Genomic DNA, 18005 nt, shown 5'->3' on the forward strand with positions numbered 1-18005 from the left:
ACGCTCTTTCAGTCCTTCAGCCTTTCAGTTTTTCAGCCTTTCCCCTCATGGATCTCGCGCGCATAACCCAACAAATCCGCTTCATTATCGAAGCCGACAAACTCAAGGAAATTTTCCGCCAGACCATCTGCACGCAAAGCCGCCGCGCCGAAAACGACGCCGAGCACTCATGGCATCTCGCGCTCCTCGTCGTGATCCTCGCCGAGCACAGCAACACGCCCGGCATCGATCTCCTGCGCGTCCTGAAAATGGTCACCATTCACGACCTCGTTGAAATCGACGCGGGCGACACCTTCGCCTACGACACCGCCGGCATGGCCGACCAGCACGAGCGCGAAGCCGTCGCCGCCGACCGCATTTTTGGCATGCTCCCCGCGCCGCAAAACGCCGAATACCGCGCGCTCTGGGACGAGTTCGAGGCGCGCGAAACGCCCGAGGCGAAATTCGCCGCCGCCGTTGACCGTTTCCAGCCCATGCTTCTCAACTGCCTGACCGAGGGCGCCGCGTGGAAAAAGCACGGCATCACGAGCGACCGCGTCATCGCACGCAACAAGCACATCGCCGAAGGCTCCGCGACACTCTGGGCCTACGCCGAAAAAATGCTAGCCGACGCCATCGCCGCCGGCCACCTGACGTAACGCGGTTGTTTCGGTTTAAATTGTCGTGAGAAACTGCCTTTTGGTAGGGCGAAGCCTCCGGCTGAGCCGCAACATTCCCGGCTCACCGGGACAGTATCAAACTGTTACTTAGCTAGGAACGCCCCACCTCAAAATGCGACCGAAATAAAAGGAGCCTCCATCCCCCAATGCCATGATGCCGGCGGGCGGAAAAATCCCTCACCGAATCCAGCCAAAGTTGATAGCGAGAAGCGTGAGCGCGGAAACGGCGAACCACAGGGTGACGCCGAGGACGAGCGGGCGGACGCCGACGGCGCGGAGCGCGGCGGGCGTCAGATTTGCGCCGATAAGAAAAAGCGTGAGAACAAGCAGCCGTCGCGCGAAGGCGGCCACCTCCCTCCCCGCGTCGGCCAGCGGAGGAATCCAGGTGACAACGGCGGCGGCGGCGATGAAGCCAAAGATAAACCACGGGATCGGCGGGCGGCGGCGTGTCGCGGCGGCATCCTTGTTCCTGTTGCGGGAAACCGCCCAGCCGATGACGAGGGAGAGCGGCGCGATCCAGAGGGCGCGGGTGAGCTTGACGGTTGTCGCGACGGGAAGCGACTCGGGGTCGTAATTGCCGGCGGCGCCGACAACGGAGCTGGTGTCGTGGATGGCGAGCGCGGACCAGAGGCCGAAGGCTTGCGGGTCAAGTTTGAAAAAATGTCCGAGCGCGGGAAAGATGAAGAGCGCGGCCGCGTTGAGCAGGAAAACCGTGGCGAGGGCGACGGTGGCGTCCTCGGATTTTGGCCGGATGACGCCGGCGATGGCGGCGATGGCGCTGCCGCCGCAAATCGCCGTGCCGCCGGTGATGAGCAAGGTGATGTCGCGCGGAACTTTTGCGCGGCGCCCGAGAAAAATTCCGAGGGCAAACGCAAGCGCGATGCCGACGATGGTGTAGAGGACGCCGCTTGCGCCGACGCGGATGAGGACGGCGAGATTCATGCCCGCGCCGAGCCCGATGACGGACGCCTGGAGAAGTTTCGTCGAGAGGGGTTTTGTGAATTGGGGAACGGGATTGAGTTGCGCAAGGCCGATCACGATTCCGATGAGCAACGCCCACGCGCTATTGACCCAGTAGCAGGCGGCGAGCCCGGCGACGAGTGCGACATAAGCTGCCGTCTTGTGGAGAGTGGCGTTCACAGGACGCGGATTATTGCGCGGACAAACAGAAAGACAAGCGACAGGTTTTCCGCCCGAACCTCCCTGCGTCGCTCCACACCAGATTGTGCGGCAAAATTCTCCCCGCGCCGTTTCCGCAACACCAAAATAATAACCTGCCAATCGCAGCGACTTTTTGCCAATTTAGTCCATCCCTTTTAATTAACCCTCATTGATTTCCATGAAAAAGAAACCCGCCTCAAAAATGAAGACCGTCCTCCTCGTCGCCTCCGGCGACCTTCGCCAGTCCGCCAACGAAACCTGCTGGCCCGCGCAGGCCGCCATGGAAAAACAGCTCACCGCCTGCCTCGCCAAACTCGGTTGCAAACTCTCGCGAGCGCATCCCTACAAACCCGCGCTCAAGCACGGCTTCATCGCCTCGCAAAGGGAGGGCATGGAGATTTTCGCCAGGCTCGACCCGAAGGCGCCGCTCATCGTCGCCGAGTCCGTGTGGCAGTATTCGCACCACGTGCTGCCGGGGCTCATCTCGCACCAGGGGCCGATCCTCACCGTCGCGAACTGGTCCGGCCAGTGGCCCGGCCTCGTCGGCATGCTCAACCTCAACGGCGGCCTCACCAAGGCCGGCAAAAAATATTCCACGCTCTGGAGCGAAAACTTCGACGACGAATATTTCCTCTCGCATCTCAAGGAGTGGCTCGCGACCGGCGTCACCAGGCACAAGACCTCGCACGTCAAGCCGCTCGCCAAATGCGCCGTGCCCGCGAAGGCGAGGGCCGTTGCGAAAAAAATCGCCGCCGATCTGCGCACGCGCAAATCGATCATGGGCGTTTTCGACGAGGGCTGCATGGGCATGTATAACGCGATCATTCCCGACGAGCTGCTTTTCTCGACCGGCGTCTACAAGGAGCGCCTCTCGCAATCCGCGCTCTACTACGGCGCGACGCAGGTGAGCGACGCCGAGGCGCGCGAGGTTTTTAATTGGTATAGGAAAAAAGGCTTCACGTTCCACTTCGGCTCCGACGAGGAAAACGATCTCACCGAGAGCCAGGTCATCTGGCAGTGCAAAATGTATATCGCCGCGTGCCGCATCGCCGACGAATTCGGCTGCGAGGCCATCGGCATCCAATACCAGCAGGGATTGAAGGACTTGATTCCCGCGTCCGATCTCGTCGAGGGCACGCTCAACAGCTCCGACCGCCCGCCGGTGAAAAACGCCGCGGGCAAGGTCATTCGCGCCGGCGAGCCGATTCCGCATTTCAACGAGGTTGACGAGTGCGCCGGCCTCGACGGCTTGCTCACGAACCGCGTCCACAAGGCGCTCGGCCAGCCCGTCGAAAACACGCTGCACGATCTTCGCTGGGGCGATTGGGACAAGAGCGGCACGGTCAAGGACTACGTGTGGGTGTATCTTATCTCCGGCGGCGCGCCCGCCGAGCACCACATCGGCGGCTGGGCGGGCAGCGACGGCTGGCGCCAGAGCAAATGGTATTTCCGCCTCGGCGGCTCGACGCTGCGCGGCATCGCGAAGCCGGGCGAAATCGTCTGGAGCCGCGTGTTCATCGAAAACGGAAAACTCAAAATGGACCTCGGCCGCGCGAAAGTCGTGAAACTGCCCGACGAGGAAACGCAACGCCGCTGGGACGCCACCTCAAACGTGTGGCCGATCATGCACGCCGTGACCCACGGCGTGACGCGCGACCAAATGATGGCCCGCCACAAGGCCAACCACATCCAAGTCGCCTACGCAAAGTCCGCGAAGGACGCCGACATGGCCATGTATGCCAAAGCCGCGCTCGCCGCCGAGCTCGGCCTGGAAGTCAGCCTCTGCGGCACCAAGGCCGACGGAAAGGCGTTTTGATACGTAGTAATATATAACAGTATAATAAAACGGGCGCATGAAAATGCGTCCGTTTTTTGTAAGGGCGCGCGCTTTGCGCGCGAAACGGAAAGGGTGTAATTGCGATTGGTGGCAGTTTGGAGGAATACGCGACGAAGCGGGATTATTTTGGAGTGCGGTGGCAGAGGGAGCGCAAGCGACCGGCGACACCGCTTTGAATAGCGTAAGATTTTCACCGGACGCAAATCGTTCAAGGCGGTGTCGCCGCTTCGCTTTGCCACCGCACTCCAAAGGATGGTTTCTTTGCGCTTTGTCACCATTCGCAATTACACCCGAACGAAAAGATAAAAAAATCGCGCCGCTCGACACGCGCCGTTGATCTGCTTCACTTTCGCGAATCACAAACACATGAGCACACCGGCATTTCGTTCGCGCTATATTTTGGCGCTCCTTCTGATGTTTATCGCCGTCACGGTGCGATCGGGCATTGGCGCGCATTATCCGCAGGATTGGATTCTTGAAAACGGACTCGTCTTTATACTGATCGTTTTGTTCATGGTGTTTCGCCGGCGGTTTTTATCCATCTTTTCGCTCACCAGCTGGACGGTGCTTTTTGTGTTTTTCTGCATCAACGCAATCGGCGCGCACTGGACGTATTCCGAGGTGCCCTACCGCGAATGGTGGGCGTCGATCACCGGCGCCCCCCTGCCCCACGATGGTGTTTGGCCCGGGCGCAACCACTTCGATCGCATGGTGCATTTTCTTTACGGGCTCCTGTTTCTTGCGCCCATACGCGAATTCATGACGGCGGTTTCGCCCATCAAGCGCGGCTTTTGGAGTTACTTCGTGCCGCTCAATCTTATTATGTCCACCTCAATGGTTTACGAACTCATCGAGTGGGCCGCGGCCGAGGTTTTCGGCGGCGAACTCGGCCTCGCCTACAACGGCTCCCAAGGCGACATCTGGGACGCGCAGAAAGACATGATGCTGGCCACTTTGGGCGCCTTGATTGCCACGCTCGTCCTGTGGCGGATCGAAAAACGCAAGTCTTTAACCGCTGCAAAACCATTGATTTCCACCCACCAAGACGCTTGACGCCGCGGCTCCGCGCCTTTTACTACCTCGCCTTCACACAACTTCCAAGCGCCCGGAAAAACCTCCGCGCCCTCTTACAACACTCAACGACCAACCCACTTTTCATCATGGCTAATCCGAAACGCAAACAATCCAAGCGTCGCAGCGCGCTCCGTCGCTCCGCCAACGCCTTCAAGGCTCCGCAATACGCGACCGACCCGACCGACGGCACCGCGTTCCGCCCCCACCGCGTCAACCCGAACAACGGCATGTATCGCGGCCGTCAAGTCCTCAACGTCGAGGTCTGACCCGCGACTTTTCGCAACTCCATCCGCCTGCGATGGAAGCCGCAATTCCCACGGCAGCGCAAACTGTGCCGCCCATTGAGCGCGTCAACCGCATAGCCGTGGACGCGATGGGGGGTGACCTCGGCCCAGCCGAAGTCGTTGCCGCCGTTAAGCTCGCCCTGGCCGAGTTTCCCGACATCTCGCCCGTCACCCTCGTCGGCGACGAGGCAATCGTGCGCAAACACGTCGCCGAGGCCGGCCTCGACAACCACCCCAAGCTCTCCTATTTCCACGCATCGGAAGTTATCACCATGGACGACAAGCCCCTCGTCGTCCTGAAAAAGAAAAAAGACGCATCGACCATTCGCGCCATCGAACTCGTCAAGCTCGGGGCCGCCCGCGCCGTCGTCAGTTGCGCCAACACCGGCTGCCTCGTCGGCGCGAGCATCATCAAACTCCGCACGCTCAAGGGCGCGGATCGCGCCGCGCTCTCCGCCATCATCCCGCGCGACGGCGGCCACTTTGTCCTCATCGACGCCGGGGCCAACCCCGAGGCAAAACCCGAGCACCTCGTGCACAACGCCATCATGGGCTCGCACTTTTCGCGCCTCGAATTCGGCATCGAAAAACCGCGCGTCGGACTGCTCACCATCGGCACCGAGGAAGGCAAGGGCAACGCTCTCATCACACAAACCCACGAGGCGCTCAAACGCCTCGGCGACCTCATCAACTACGCCGGCCCCGTCGAAGGATTCCAAATCTTCACGAACGGCGGCGAACACGGACAAGCCATCGACGTCGTCGTTTGCGACGGCTTTGTCGGCAACATCTGTCTCAAAAGCTGGGAATCACTCGCCAAATTTTTCACAACCGAACTCAAACGCAATCTCATGGCCAACCCCGTTCGCAAACTCGGGGCGCTCCTCGCCAAAGGCGCATTCGGAGAACTCCGCGAACGCGTGAAGCCCGAACGCTACGGCGGCGCGCCGCTCCTCGGCGTCAAGGGGGTTGTGGTCAAAGCTCACGGCTCGGCAAACCGCCAGGCCCTCAAAAATGCGATCTTCGATGCAAGCGAGATGATCAAAACCGACATCAACCAGCTCATCGAAAACGACATCGCGCGGGCGCAAGCCCTCATTGAAAACGCCGGCGAAGCCTGAGCGCGACGCGGCCGCGGTGCCATCACACCGAATGAGCGCGCCCGCGCCCAACTGCGAATTGTAATCCGTAAACCGCAAACTTTACCAACGCACCCTCCATGCCCGACGCCAACAACAACACCGCCGCCAACGCCAGCCAAACGCCCCTCGAGGCCGCCATCGCCCGCGGCGCCATCGCCATCCTCGGCACCGGCTCTTGCGCCCCGGCAAACATCATCACCAACAACGAGCTCGCCCGCCGCGGCCTCGACACCACCGACGAGTGGATACGCACCCGCACCGGCATCTCATCCCGCCACGTCGCCTCGGAAGGCGAGGCCACCTCCGACTTCGCCGCCGTCGCCGGCCGCCGCGCCCTCACCGACGCCGGGCTCACCCCCGCCGACATCGACCTCGTGATCGTCGCCACCCTCACCCCCGACCTCCGCATGCCCGCCTGCGCCACCCTCGTGATGCAGAAACTCGGCATCAAAAACGGCACCCCCGGCTTCGATCTCAACGCCGCCTGCACCGGCTTCCTCTACGCCCTCGACACCGCTTGGGCCATGATCTCCAGCGGACGCTACAAACACGCCCTCATCATCGGCGCCGAGACAATTTCCTCCATCCTTGACTGGAAGGACCGCAACACCTGCGTGCTCTTCGGCGACGGCGCCGGCGCCGCAGTCCTCGGCAAAACCCGCGCCCGCCGCGCCACCTTCGCCGGCCTGCACTTTTCCCCGAAACGCGCCCACACCCTTCCCCCCGAAATCCTCGGCGTGCGCCTCTACTGCACCCCCGACACCGAACTCCTCCGCATCCCCGTCGGCGGCTCGCTGCGCCCCCTCACCCCGGAAAACCACGCCGAGCGCCAGCACTACATCCAGATGCACGGCAAGGAAGTCTTCAAAATCGCCGTCCGTGAAATGGAGCGCGCCGCGCGCGAAATTTTGGAACAACACAACCTGGCCACCGATCAAATCTCCCTTGTCATTCCGCACCAGGCGAACCACCGCATCATCGATGCCATCGCCAGAAATCTCAACTACACCCGCGACCGCGTTTACGTGAACCTCGACCGCTACGGCAACACCTCCGCCGCCTCCATCCCCATCGCGCTCGACGAGGCGCGCCGCTCCGGACGCATCCACCCGGGCGATCTGACACTTTTTCTCGCATTCGGAGCGGGCTTGACCTATGGCTCCGCTCTTGTTCGCTGGTAATCAACTCTCAACATGTCCAACCACACCGCCACACGCCTCCGCACGCTTCTTGCCCTCGCACTCATCACCCTCATCGCAGCGCCCCTCGGCATCGCCGCCGACCTCGTGTGGACACCCGAAACCGGTTGGAAATCCGAAGGCGGCATCCTTACCGGACTCACCGGCCCCGATGGACGCAACGCCCTCGCCCTCATGAACGCCGCGCGCAAGGAGGAGGAGGCCGGCAAGACCAAGGACGCCATTAAAAGTTACGAACGCGTTGGCAAACGCTACGGCAATTCCATCTACGCCCCCGAGGCCATGTATCGCGCCGCCACGCTCCGCTTTGAGAGAAACGAATTTCCAAAAGCCTTCACCGACTACCAGACCGTTGTCAGCCGCTACCCCAACACCACCCGTTTCAACCAGATCATCGGCGAGCAATACATAATCGCCGCCGCCTACCTCAACGGCGCCCGCAGCCCATTCCTCTGGATATTCCCCGGCTTCACCAACCGCGAAAAAGCCATCCAGTATTTTGAAACCATCCTCTTCAACGCCCCCTATTCCGAATACGCCCCGCTCTGCCTCATGCACATCGCCGCCGGCCACCAGCGCATCGGCAACACCAACGAATCCCTCTACGCCCTCGACCGCCTCATCAACAACTACGGCCACAGCACCCTCACGCCCGAGGCCTACATCAAAATCGCCGACATCTACGCCTCGCTCGTTGACGGCGCCGATTACGACCAGGGCGCAACCAAGGAAGCCGTCACCTACTACGAGGATTTCATGATCCTCTATCCCAACGACCCCCACATCATCCAAGCGGAAAAAGGCCTTCGCAAGATGAAGGAAATCATGGCCCAGAGCAAAATTAACATCGCCGATTTCTACTTCAAGAAACGCGCCAACTACAAAGCCGCGCGCGTGTTCTACAACGAAGCCATCACCGTCTTCCCCGATTCCGACATCGCCGCCCGCGCGCGCAAACGCCTGGAGGAAGTCGAAGTCGCCGCCGCCAAGGCCACCCAAACCCCCAAGAAAAAGAAAAAGAAATTCCTGGGCATTTTCTGAGCCCAAAAACGATTTCATCAACATGAGCACGGCCCGCACCGCCGTGCTTTTTTTGTGATTTCGAGAAATACTCACGCTCCCCGGAATATCATTAAGAAAAAGAATCCTTGCGCGTAATAAAGCCGGAGCATTGCCTCAACCGCGCGGCTCCATTCTTTTGCAACCACATATCCAATTTATGTTATCCCGATTCCTTCGTCCCGCGCTCTTGCCCCTCGCCGTTTGTTTCATCCTGTCCGTCCCGCGTGTCGCGCACGCTGCCGGTGTCGCCCCCGCCGACTTTCGCGAGATTGTCAACAACGCCCGCCGCACCGCGTTCCCCTCGGTCGTTTATCTGCATTGCATCATTGAGAACTTCGAGCGGGGCGAACGCCTGTGCGTCAGCGCGTCGGGCAGCGGCGTGATCATTTCCGCCGACGGCGAAGTCGTGACCAACTGGCACGTCGTCAACAAAGCCGTCGAGGTGCGCGCGCTGCTCAACGACGGGCGCGCATTCCCCGTGGAAATCATCGGCGCGGACAAGGACTCCGACCTCGCGCTCGTCCGCCTGAAACTTCCCCCCGGCGAAACCGTCTCCGCCCTGAAAATCGCCACCGACGACACCTTGCAGGAAGGCGATTTTGTCATGGCGCTCGGCGCGCCGTGGGGACTCAACCGCACGGTCACATTCGGCATCATTTCCTGCGCGCGGCGCTATCTTCCCTCAAACAGCGAATACAGCACATGGATTCAAACCGACACCTCGATCAGCCCCGGCAACTCGGGCGGGCCGCTCGTCGATTTGAACGGCAAGATCGTCGGCATCAACGCGCGCGGCATGTTGTTTGGCGGCGACACCGGTTTCGCCGTCCCCGCAAGCATGGTGCGCCTGCTCGTGTCGCGATTGCGCGTCGGCGGGACAAACGGCGCAAACTGGACGTGGACCGGCCTGCAACTCCAGCCCCTGCGCGATTTTCAGCGCAACATTTACTTCGAGGGCGACCGCGGCGCGATCGTCACCGGCACGGATGAAAACAGCCCCGCGCGCGAAGCCGGCATTCGCTCCCAGGACAGGCTCATCCGCATCAACGGCGCCGGCATCACCGCGCGCATGGAGGAGGACCTGCCGCAAATCCGCCGCATGCTCGCGACACTTCCGACCGACACACCGGCGCAACTCACAGTGCTCCGCGATGGCAACGAAGTCGAACTCTCCATCCACCCCCGCGCCAAAGGCAGCGTGCAAGGCGAGGAGCTCACCTGCCCGCGCTGGGATTTCACCGTGAAGGAAATCAACAAATTCGAAGTCCCCGACCTCTCCTACCAGCGCGCGAGCGGCGTTTACATCAGCGGCATCCGGCATCCCGGAAACGCGGCCGCCAGCGGGTTGGCCGTTCGGGATATTGTTGTCAGCATCAACGGCATCGAGGTGCGCGGCATCGACGAAATCCGCGCGATCCACGAAAAATCCGTCGCCGCGCTCAAGACCGGCACCGGCGCGCGGCGCATCGTGATCATGGTCATGCGCGGCGGCCAGCTTCTCCAGGTCGTCATCGATATTTCCAAGGATTACGCCGTCAAATAACCGCGCGCCACCCGCCCGTCCGCGCCCCCTCATTCATCCATTTTTCATGAAAACACCACATCCGCGCCCGCGCGCCAAAAACCTTTCGCGCCGCATCGCGCAGCTCGCTGTCCTTTGCTGCGTTCACCTCGCCGGCCTCGCGACCGTCACCGCCCGCGCGGACAAAACCGACGCGCGCGTTGACTGGAAAAATTTCGACGCGCTCCGCGCCTCCTGCGTGCTCGTCGAAATCGATCCGCAATCCGCCGACGGCGAGGAACCGCGCGCCGGCGGCTGGATGGAACGCTGCCCCGGCTGCGGACAATTCCACGTCAACTCGCTCTCCGACGCACTGCGCGAGGAACGCCCCGCAATCAACCCCGGCTACCTCGTCGCGCCCGATCTTGTCATCGCCCCCGACGCCTGCGTCCCCGCGCGCTTTGTCCGCGCATGGCGCGTGCGCCGGGGCGACGACACCGTTTCGGCCAAACCCGTGGCGTGGACGCTGGACCGCCGCGCCATGCTCATCAAGCTGGACAAGCCGCTGCCAAACGCCCGCGCCCTGGAATTCAGCCCCGCGCCAAACGCCGCGCTGAACACATTCTGGACCGTGCGCTACACCAAAAACAACGGCTGGAAAATCTCCGCCCAACCCATGTCCGCGCAATGGATCATAGCCGGCAACGGCGACGCGCGCACCGCCGTCCCCGGCAACTCGATCATCTGCGCCAAAAACGGCCAGCCGCTCGCGCTCTCCATCGGCGAAACGATTCCCCCCGGCGACGCATGGAAAACATCATGGAAAGACTGGCCCTGGATTAAGCAGGAAGAGTGCGCGCCCAAATTCGAACAAATCGACCGCGCCGCCAGCAACACCATCATCCACGCCGACATCACCCTTCGCCCCCTGCCCGTCCGCCCCGGAGAAAACATGTTTGGGCACAACCCGATGGACAACAACAACGACCCTTCCGCAACCCCCGTTCCCGCCATCGTGCTCTCGCCCAAACGCGTCCTCATTCTCGCGGATATGCCCGCAAACATCACCGCCCGTTTCGAGCGGGCCACACTCCGCCTCCCCGAAAACAAACGTGTGACCGCGCGCTTCATCGCCAGCGTCTCCGACATCGGCGCCTTTGTTGTCGAGCCGGAAACGCCCCTCGATGCAAGCGCCGCGCCCCGCGCCATAAACTGGGAAACCATGCTCGACCGGCTCCTGGTCGGCCTCGACCTGCGACTGCAAGGCGAAACCCGCGTCGCCCACCTCAGCCACACCCGCGTCCTCTCAATCGAGCAGGGATGGAAAAACCGCGCCACACCGAGGGTCGGTGATTCGAGCGAAACCCTGTTTCTCTTCGACCTCGACGGCCACTTTATCGGCTGCAACGTCCGCCCGCGCAACCTCTCAAAAGAACGCTGGCACACACCAAGCCCGTTTGTCATTTCCGCGACGGAACTCGCCGCCTTTGCCGGCGACGCCATGCCATGGGCCGACGCCTCGAACATCCCCGTCTCCAGCGCCGAGGAAATGCGGCTCGTGTGGCTCGGAATCGACTACCAGCCTCTCACAAAGGAACTCGCCATCGCGCACTCCATTTCCGACCAAACCCAAAACGGCTCCACCGGCGTGCTCGTCACCAACGTCTATGAAAACTCCCCCGCCTCGCGCTGCGGCCTGCAAATCGGCGACGTGCTCCTGCGCATGCGCGTCGAGGACAGCGTTCAGGATGTCGCCATCCGCGATGAATACGGCATGTATTCATCCCGGTCCTACATGGGATTGGACTCCTACGACCAGATACCCGAAAGCTACTACGACCAGCTTCCCCCGCCCTGGCCGCCCGCGGACAACGCGCTGAATCAAATGCTCAAAAACTTCGGCGTCGGAAAAACCTTCGACCTCACCTATGCGCGCGACGGCGCGATCCGCACCACGCAATTCCGCTCGGAAAAAGGCCCCCTGTATTTCAAAAACGCCGACGAGGCCAAATTCGAAAAAACCGGATTCAACGTGCGCGCGCTCACATTCGAATCCCGCCGCTTCTACCAAATCCCCGACGACAAAACCGCCCTGGTCGTCTCGCGCGTGATCGCCGGCAGCCGCGCATCGGTCGCCGGGCTCAAACCCTACGACCTCATCATCGAAGTTGACGAGCAACCCGTGAGCACACCCGGCGCCTTTGCCGAACTCGTGCGGCAAAAATCCGGCAAGTCGCGCCTCCTGCTCCGCCGCATGAGCCAGACGCGCATCGTCACCATCGAGATCGACAACACCGCGCCAGCATCAACCTCCGATTGACGCCCACACCCCTGTTTCATTTTCCCTCTTTTCAAAGCACGGCCCGCACCGCCGTGCTTTTTTGCATGCGCTTGTTGCCGACGGGAAACGCATGCGAACACCTCCTTGGTGTTGCAGCACGCGGCGGTCGCACCGAATACAGCCCCGCGCGGATTAATTCGATGCACGCTTCGCCCTTATCATCAACAAATGCCGTCTGGGACATTGTGACACATCGGCGTTGTCACACTGTGCGCGGACGTCCCGTGTTTTTTACGGTTCGGCTTGGACAACCAATATTTTCCCCATGCGTCCAGCATATCGCTTGCCTGATTCGTCATGGCATAAAGACTGCATCAGCCAAAAAACGACAAACGAAAACAACACATCGGTTGAATCTCTTTTCATATCGCGCTAACCACACTATTTAGAACATTTTTTGAATCCTTCTTGTCGATACCATCGACAAACGTGTTATATTCCAATCATGGCCAATCAGCTCAAATGCGTCTCCTGCGGAAAACCCGCAACCGTGCACTTTACTCAAATCCTTAACAATAAAGTGCATAAGGTCGATCTCTGCGAGGCGTGCGCCCAGGAAAAAGGCATCACCACACTCGCGGGATTTGAGCTCCCCCTCGATCTTTTCCCGCCCAAGGCCACATCCGAACCGACCGCCGCTGCTCCCGAATCCGGCCTCACGCTTCGTTGCGAAAAATGCGGCTTCACCGAGGCCGACTTCAAGAAAACGGGCCGCTTCGGCTGTCCCCACTGCTACGAAACCTTCAAACAAATGCTCGGCCCCATGCTCGACGGCATGCACAAGGGCACCGCGCACACCGGCAAGGTTCCCCGCCACGCCGCCGCGCGCAAGGAATACCACGACCGCCTTTCACAACTCGAACTCACACTGGCCAGCGCCATCAAGGACGAACGCTACGAAGACGCTGCCCGCTACCGCGATGAAATCGCCCAAGTCAAACAAACCTACGGGAAACAGGAAGCCGCGAGCTAAGACCGCGAAGGCCGCCGCGACCGCCAAACCAATGACGTTTGGCAGTCTCATCGCCACGCCGTCCGACCTCACCGACACCGCCTCCAGCAAATGCGCCATTGTCATGATGACGCGCATCCGCCTCGCGCGCAATCTCGCCTCCCACCGCTTCCCCGGACGCGCCAGCCCGGACGAACGCGCCGAAATCCGCGCCGCATGCCAGCAGACCATCAACAACCTCCCGTTGATGCAGCCTGCCTATGACCTCGCGATCTCCGATCTCACCGAGCTTCAAAAGCAAATCCTCGTCGAACGCCACCTCATCTCGCGCGAGCTCTCCGCCTCGCCCGACGGCGCCGCCGCCATGATCAGCAACGACCACACGTGCTCCGTCATGATCAACGAGGAGGACCACCTCCGCATCCAGTTTCTCCGCGCCGGCTTCCAGCTCAAGAAAACCTGGGCCGCCATCAACGCCTTCGACACCGCCATCGAGGACACGCTCGAATACGCCTTCTCGCCCACCCTCGGCTATCTCACCGCCTGCCCGACCAACGTCGGCACCGGCCTGCGCGCCTCCGCCATGATGCACCTCCCCGCCCTCGTCATCGGCGGTCACATGGAAAAAGTCGTCCGCGCCGTGAACCAGCTCGGCATCGTCGTGCGCGGCCAGTTCGGCGAGGGCTCCGACGCCTCCGGCTCCATCTTCCAAATCTCCAACCAAACCACGCTCGGCGAATCCGAGGAGCAAATCATCAAGCGCCTCTCCGCCGTGCTCAGCTCCATCGTCGAGCACGAGCTCAACGCCCGCGCGCGCCTCATCGAAAACGACTCCTCCAAGCTCTTCGACAAAATCGGCCGCGCCTACGGCATCCTCCAAAACGCGCACCTGCTCACCTCCAGCGAGGCGATGAACCTCCTCTCGCTCGTGCGCCTCGGCATCGACCTCGGCATCTTCCCCGACTCGGGGCGCCCGCTCGTCGACCGCCTCTTCATCGAAAGCCAGCCCGGCCATATCCAAAACAACGCAGGCCAGGCCCAAATCGAACCCGCCCTCCGCGACACGCTCCGCGCCGCCCAAACCCGCGCCGCCTTCGCCGACTTCGCGCCGCCCAACTTCATCCCTGCCATCGAAGAGCCGCCGTCTGAACCCGACGCCGCCCCTTCGCAAAACTAATCGCCGCGCCAGCACAATCGCCCGCCGCCACTTCCTAATTTCTAATCTCTAACTTTTCAGCATGGAACCAATGAACAACTTCACTCCCCGCGCCACCCAAGTCCTCGCTCTTGCGCGCAAGGAGGCCGACCGCTTCCAACACAACTACGTCGGCACCGAACACCTCCTCCTCGGCCTCATCAAACTCGGCCAGGGCGTCGCCGTCAGCGTGCTCCAGAAAATGGGCCTCGACCTCGAAACCGTCCGCGGCGCGGTCGAGAAACAAGTCGGCGTCGGCACCGACGGCAAAAGCGCCGGCAACATCCCCTACACGCCCCGCGTGAAAAAAGTCCTCGCGCTCGCCGGCAAGGAAGCCAAGACGCTCAACCACTCCTACGTCGGCACCGAGCATCTCCTCCTCGGCCTCCTGCGCGAAGGCGAGGGCGTCGCCGCCCGCGTCCTCAAGTCGCTCGACATCGACATCGAGCGCACCCGCAACGAAATCCTTCGCGAACTCGATCCCAACTTCACCGGCGGCGCGGGCTCCTCCGCCGGCGAAGCCGGCACACCCGAGGAAGCCGGCGCGGGCTCCCCGCAACGCCCCGGTGGCGCCCCCGAGGACAAAAAGGAAGTCAAAACACCCGCGCTCAAAGCATTCGGACGCGACCTCACCGAACTCGCCCGCAAAGGCGAGCTCGACCCCGTCGTCGGCCGCAAAAACGAAATCCGCCGCGTCATCCAGATCCTCTGCCGCCGCACGAAAAACAATCCCGTTTTGATTGGCGAAGCCGGCGTCGGCAAAACCGCCATCGTCGAGGGTCTCGCCCTCGAAATCGCCAACGGCATTGTCCCTGAAATCCTCATGGACAAAAAGATCATCGGCCTCGACCTCGCGCTCATGGTTGCCGGCACCAAATACCGAGGCCAGTTCGAGGAACGCATCAAGGCCGTCATGGACGAAATCCGCCGCGCCAAAAACGTCATCCTCTTCATCGACGAACTCCACACCATCGTCGGAGCCGGCGCCGCCGAGGGCGCGATGGACGCCTCCAACATCTTCAAGCCCGCCCTCTCGCGCGGCGAGCTCCAGTGCATCGGCGCCACCACGCTCAACGAATACCGCAAGTATATCGAAAAGGACAGCGCCCTCGACCGCCGCTTCCAGTCCGTCAAAGTCGAGCCGCCCTCCATCGAGGACACCATCACCATCCTCAAGGGCATCCGCGGCAAATACGAGGATCACCACAAGGCCATCTTCACCGACAAATCCCTCGAAGCCGCCGTCAAGCTCTCCGACCGCTACATCACCGGCCGCTTCCTTCCCGACAAGGCCATCGACGTCATGGACGAGGCCGGCTCGCGCGCCCGCATCGCCAACATGGCCCGTCCGCCCGATATCGAGGCCCTCACCAAGGAAATCGAGGAAACCTGCAAACAAAAGGAAGCCGCCATCGCGCAACAACAATTCGAGGAAGCCGCCAAATTCCGCGACCAGGAAAAACAACTCCGCGCCAAGCAGGAGCAAATCCTCGCCGACTGGAAAAAATCCCGCGACGAAAAACGCGTTGAAATCGGCGAGGACCTCATGATGCAGGTCGTCGCCGACTGGACCGGCATTCCGCTCACGCGCATGGAGAAAAAAGACAGCGAAAAACTCCTCACGCTCGAAACCGAAATTCAGAAAGTCGTCATCGGCCAGGACCCCGCCGCCAGCGCCATCGCGCGCGCACTGCGCCGCTCCCGCGCCGACCTCAAGGACCCGCGCCGCCCCATCGGCAGCTTCATGTTTGTCGGCCCCACCGGCGTCGGCAAAACCGAGACCGCCAAGCAACTCGCCGCACAAATGTTCGGCAACCAGGACGCGCTCATCCAGATCGACATGAGCGAATACATGGAAAAGCACGCCGTCTCGCGCCTCATCGGCTCGCCCCCCGGCTATGTCGGTTACGACGAGGGCGGCCAGCTCACCGAGGCCGTGCGACGCAAACCCTACGCCGTCATCCTCTTCGACGAAGTGGAAAAAGCGCACCCCGACGTGCTGCAAATCCTCCTCCAAATCCTTGAGGACGGACGCCTCACCGACGCGATGGGCCGCAGCGTGGATTTCCGAAACACCATCATCATCATGACCTCGAACGTCGGTGCCTCGCTCCTGCAACGCCAGACCTCGATGGGCTTCGCCGCCGCCACCAGCGGCATCAGCGACCATGAGAAAATGCGTGAAAAAGTTCTCGAGGAGGCGAAGCGCGTCTTCCGTCCCGAGTTCCTGAACCGCATCTCGGACATCATCTTCTTCCGTCCGCTCGACAAAGCCGACATCACGAAAATCGTGGACATCGAAGTCGCGAAATTCGCGAAACGCCTTGTGGAGCGCAAAATCGACCTCGTCTTTGACGACGCGGCAAAACTGTTGCTCGTTGAAAAAGGCTACGATGAAAAATATGGCGCGCGCCCGCTGCGCCGCGCCGTGGAGCATTATTTGGAAGACCCGCTCGCCGAGGCGATCCTGCGAGGCGACATCAAGGACGGCGCGCCCGTGGAAATAAAACGCGACGGCGAAAAGCTAACCTTCTTCCAACCCAACGCGCCGACGACCCCGCCAGCGCCGGCGTCGTCGGAGTGAGTTGGAGTAAATCGGAGTAAGAGTAAGCATGAATGATTAAACCCCAAAGGGGTTTCACAACTTAGCCCAGGGTCGGCGACAACGGAGCCTACCCTGAGTTTTTTGTTTTTGAATACACAACCCTGAAAGGGTTGCACAAACCCAGCCCGCGTAAGCTGATTTTTCTGGAGAGCGAAACCTCCAACTGAGACGAAAATGCGAGCGATTCGAGCGGCGTAATTGTTTGATTAGGAGGGAATATCTGGTTTCTACTCCTGCGCAATGCCTCCCACCCTTCTCCCTAAAAACACTGCACTCGGGGCAGCCCAATAACCTGTTCAACAAAAGATGCGTTTAACTTACAAGATTCCGGCTGGAGAAGCTGTTTCCTTTCAGATAGAATTCGTCCGAGATCAGGGAAAAAAGATCATGCCAGGCTGGATACACCAGTCCCTCGCGCTCGTGTTTTGGGGAGCGAATTTCCTACTCGCATTATGGCTCACGGCAACCGTTGATCATGCGATCGCCCTGACATGCTTACTCTGGCTTATTTACTTGTTGTGGCACAAGGGGTTCGCTTTTGTGCATCGAAAGATGGCATCCCGCTACATTGCTTCGCTTCCGGATTCTGAACTATGGACGAGCGAAGTTGTGGGTGATAAATTCGTGACTGGCAGCAGAGGGCTTACCTATTCTTTCCCGCTGTCGGAACTCTCTCATATTTATGAGCAAGGCGAGTATCTTTACCTTGAGTTTCCTGACATCGGTCGTGCCCGAATTCCGTTTAATGCGTTTCAGTCGCCCAGTGAGCGATGCGAGTTCGTCCAAATGCTCGAAAGCAAGAAAGCACCGGTCAAGGCACCAGAACCACCGCCTGCGGCTGGCGCGTCTTGAGGGAGGGAGGCGTGTTTTAATTCTCACGCGTGCATCCGTCCATTTCGACTTAAATCGATGCAACTCAATTCAAGTCGAGTCTCTATTGCGCGCGGCTCAATCACATAAACATTTCCATTGCCCAATTTTTCCCAAACTGTT

14 protein-coding genes are annotated in these 18005 nt (G+C 60.8%); 13 read left to right on the plus strand and 1 reads right to left on the minus strand.

Annotation, left to right across the window (positions count from 1 at the left end):
- Positions 1-47 precede the first annotated feature (47 nt).
- Positions 48-638, plus strand: coding sequence for an HD domain-containing protein (locus tag M2103_RS00605; protein ID WP_277508056.1), 591 nt, complete (start codon positions 48-50; stop codon positions 636-638).
- A gap of 198 nt (positions 639-836) precedes the next feature.
- Here M2103_RS00605 and M2103_RS00610 read toward each other — a convergent pair whose 3' ends face one another.
- Positions 837-1799 (minus strand): putative sulfate exporter family transporter, encoded by a 963-nt coding sequence (locus M2103_RS00610; protein WP_277508057.1) that lies wholly within the window; start codon positions 1797-1799, stop codon positions 837-839.
- A 199-nt stretch (positions 1800-1998) separates the two neighbouring features.
- Here M2103_RS00610 and M2103_RS00615 point away from each other — a divergent pair, with 199 nt between their 5' ends.
- From M2103_RS00615 to M2103_RS00670, 12 genes are all read left to right on the plus strand, one after another.
- The gene (locus tag M2103_RS00615; RefSeq protein WP_277508058.1) at positions 1999-3636 is read left to right on the plus strand and encodes a fucose isomerase; all 1638 of its coding nucleotides are present in this window, start codon (positions 1999-2001) and stop codon (positions 3634-3636) included.
- A gap of 387 nt (positions 3637-4023) precedes the next feature.
- Entirely contained in the window at positions 4024-4710 is a 687-nt protein-coding gene (locus M2103_RS00620; RefSeq protein WP_277508059.1) for a DUF2238 domain-containing protein, read from the plus strand.
- 107 nt (positions 4711-4817) lie between these two features.
- Entirely contained in the window at positions 4818-4997 is a 180-nt protein-coding gene (gene rpmF / locus M2103_RS00625; protein ID WP_108826504.1) for a 50S ribosomal protein L32, read from the plus strand.
- Between the two features lie 32 nt (positions 4998-5029).
- Positions 5030-6136: a phosphate acyltransferase PlsX gene (gene plsX / locus M2103_RS00630; protein WP_277508063.1), complete on the plus strand. Its 1107-nt coding sequence runs from the start codon at positions 5030-5032 to the stop codon at positions 6134-6136.
- Positions 6137-6234: 98 nt separating this feature from the next.
- Entirely contained in the window at positions 6235-7338 is a 1104-nt protein-coding gene (locus M2103_RS00635) for a beta-ketoacyl-ACP synthase III (RefSeq protein ID WP_277508065.1), read from the plus strand.
- A gap of 12 nt (positions 7339-7350) precedes the next feature.
- Entirely contained in the window at positions 7351-8397 is a 1047-nt protein-coding gene (bamD, locus tag M2103_RS00640; protein WP_277508066.1) for an outer membrane protein assembly factor BamD, read from the plus strand.
- Positions 8398-8575: 178 nt separating this feature from the next.
- On the plus strand, positions 8576-9961 hold the full coding sequence (locus tag M2103_RS00645) for a trypsin-like peptidase domain-containing protein (RefSeq protein WP_277508067.1): 1386 nt from the start codon (positions 8576-8578) through the stop codon (positions 9959-9961).
- A gap of 46 nt (positions 9962-10007) precedes the next feature.
- The gene (locus tag M2103_RS00650; protein WP_277508068.1) at positions 10008-12239 is read left to right on the plus strand and encodes a PDZ domain-containing protein; all 2232 of its coding nucleotides are present in this window, start codon (positions 10008-10010) and stop codon (positions 12237-12239) included.
- A 466-nt stretch (positions 12240-12705) separates the two neighbouring features.
- The gene (locus tag M2103_RS00655) at positions 12706-13233 is read left to right on the plus strand and encodes a UvrB/UvrC motif-containing protein (RefSeq protein ID WP_277508069.1); all 528 of its coding nucleotides are present in this window, start codon (positions 12706-12708) and stop codon (positions 13231-13233) included.
- A 31-nt stretch (positions 13234-13264) separates the two neighbouring features.
- The gene (locus M2103_RS00660; RefSeq protein ID WP_108825031.1) at positions 13265-14389 is read left to right on the plus strand and encodes a protein arginine kinase; all 1125 of its coding nucleotides are present in this window, start codon (positions 13265-13267) and stop codon (positions 14387-14389) included.
- A 61-nt stretch (positions 14390-14450) separates the two neighbouring features.
- Entirely contained in the window at positions 14451-16991 is a 2541-nt protein-coding gene (locus M2103_RS00665; RefSeq protein ID WP_345783527.1) for an ATP-dependent Clp protease ATP-binding subunit, read from the plus strand.
- A 327-nt stretch (positions 16992-17318) separates the two neighbouring features.
- Entirely contained in the window at positions 17319-17864 is a 546-nt protein-coding gene (locus M2103_RS00670; RefSeq protein WP_277508072.1) for a hypothetical protein, read from the plus strand.
- Positions 17865-18005 lie beyond the last annotated feature (141 nt).

Source organism: Ereboglobus sp. PH5-5, from assembly GCF_029504805.1.
Lineage (GTDB): Bacteria > Verrucomicrobiota > Verrucomicrobiia > Opitutales > Opitutaceae > Ereboglobus.

Coding starts and splice junctions, on each gene's coding strand:
- M2103_RS00645 (WP_277508067.1), top strand. CDS start 8,576: ATGTTATCCCGATTCCTTCGTCCCGCGCTCTTGCCCCTCGCCGTTTGT.
- M2103_RS00665 (WP_345783527.1), top strand. CDS start 14,451: ATGGAACCAATGAACAACTTCACTCCCCGCGCCACCCAAGTCCTCGCT.
- M2103_RS00660 (WP_108825031.1), top strand. CDS start 13,265: ATGACGTTTGGCAGTCTCATCGCCACGCCGTCCGACCTCACCGACACC.
- rpmF (WP_108826504.1), top strand. CDS start 4,818: ATGGCTAATCCGAAACGCAAACAATCCAAGCGTCGCAGCGCGCTCCGT.
- plsX (WP_277508063.1), top strand. CDS start 5,030: ATGGAAGCCGCAATTCCCACGGCAGCGCAAACTGTGCCGCCCATTGAG.
- M2103_RS00615 (WP_277508058.1), top strand. CDS start 1,999: ATGAAAAAGAAACCCGCCTCAAAAATGAAGACCGTCCTCCTCGTCGCC.
- bamD (WP_277508066.1), top strand. CDS start 7,351: ATGTCCAACCACACCGCCACACGCCTCCGCACGCTTCTTGCCCTCGCA.
- M2103_RS00635 (WP_277508065.1), top strand. CDS start 6,235: ATGCCCGACGCCAACAACAACACCGCCGCCAACGCCAGCCAAACGCCC.
- M2103_RS00620 (WP_277508059.1), top strand. CDS start 4,024: ATGAGCACACCGGCATTTCGTTCGCGCTATATTTTGGCGCTCCTTCTG.
- M2103_RS00650 (WP_277508068.1), top strand. CDS start 10,008: ATGAAAACACCACATCCGCGCCCGCGCGCCAAAAACCTTTCGCGCCGC.
- M2103_RS00655 (WP_277508069.1), top strand. CDS start 12,706: ATGGCCAATCAGCTCAAATGCGTCTCCTGCGGAAAACCCGCAACCGTG.
- M2103_RS00605 (WP_277508056.1), top strand. CDS start 48: ATGGATCTCGCGCGCATAACCCAACAAATCCGCTTCATTATCGAAGCC.
- M2103_RS00670 (WP_277508072.1), top strand. CDS start 17,319: ATGCGTTTAACTTACAAGATTCCGGCTGGAGAAGCTGTTTCCTTTCAG.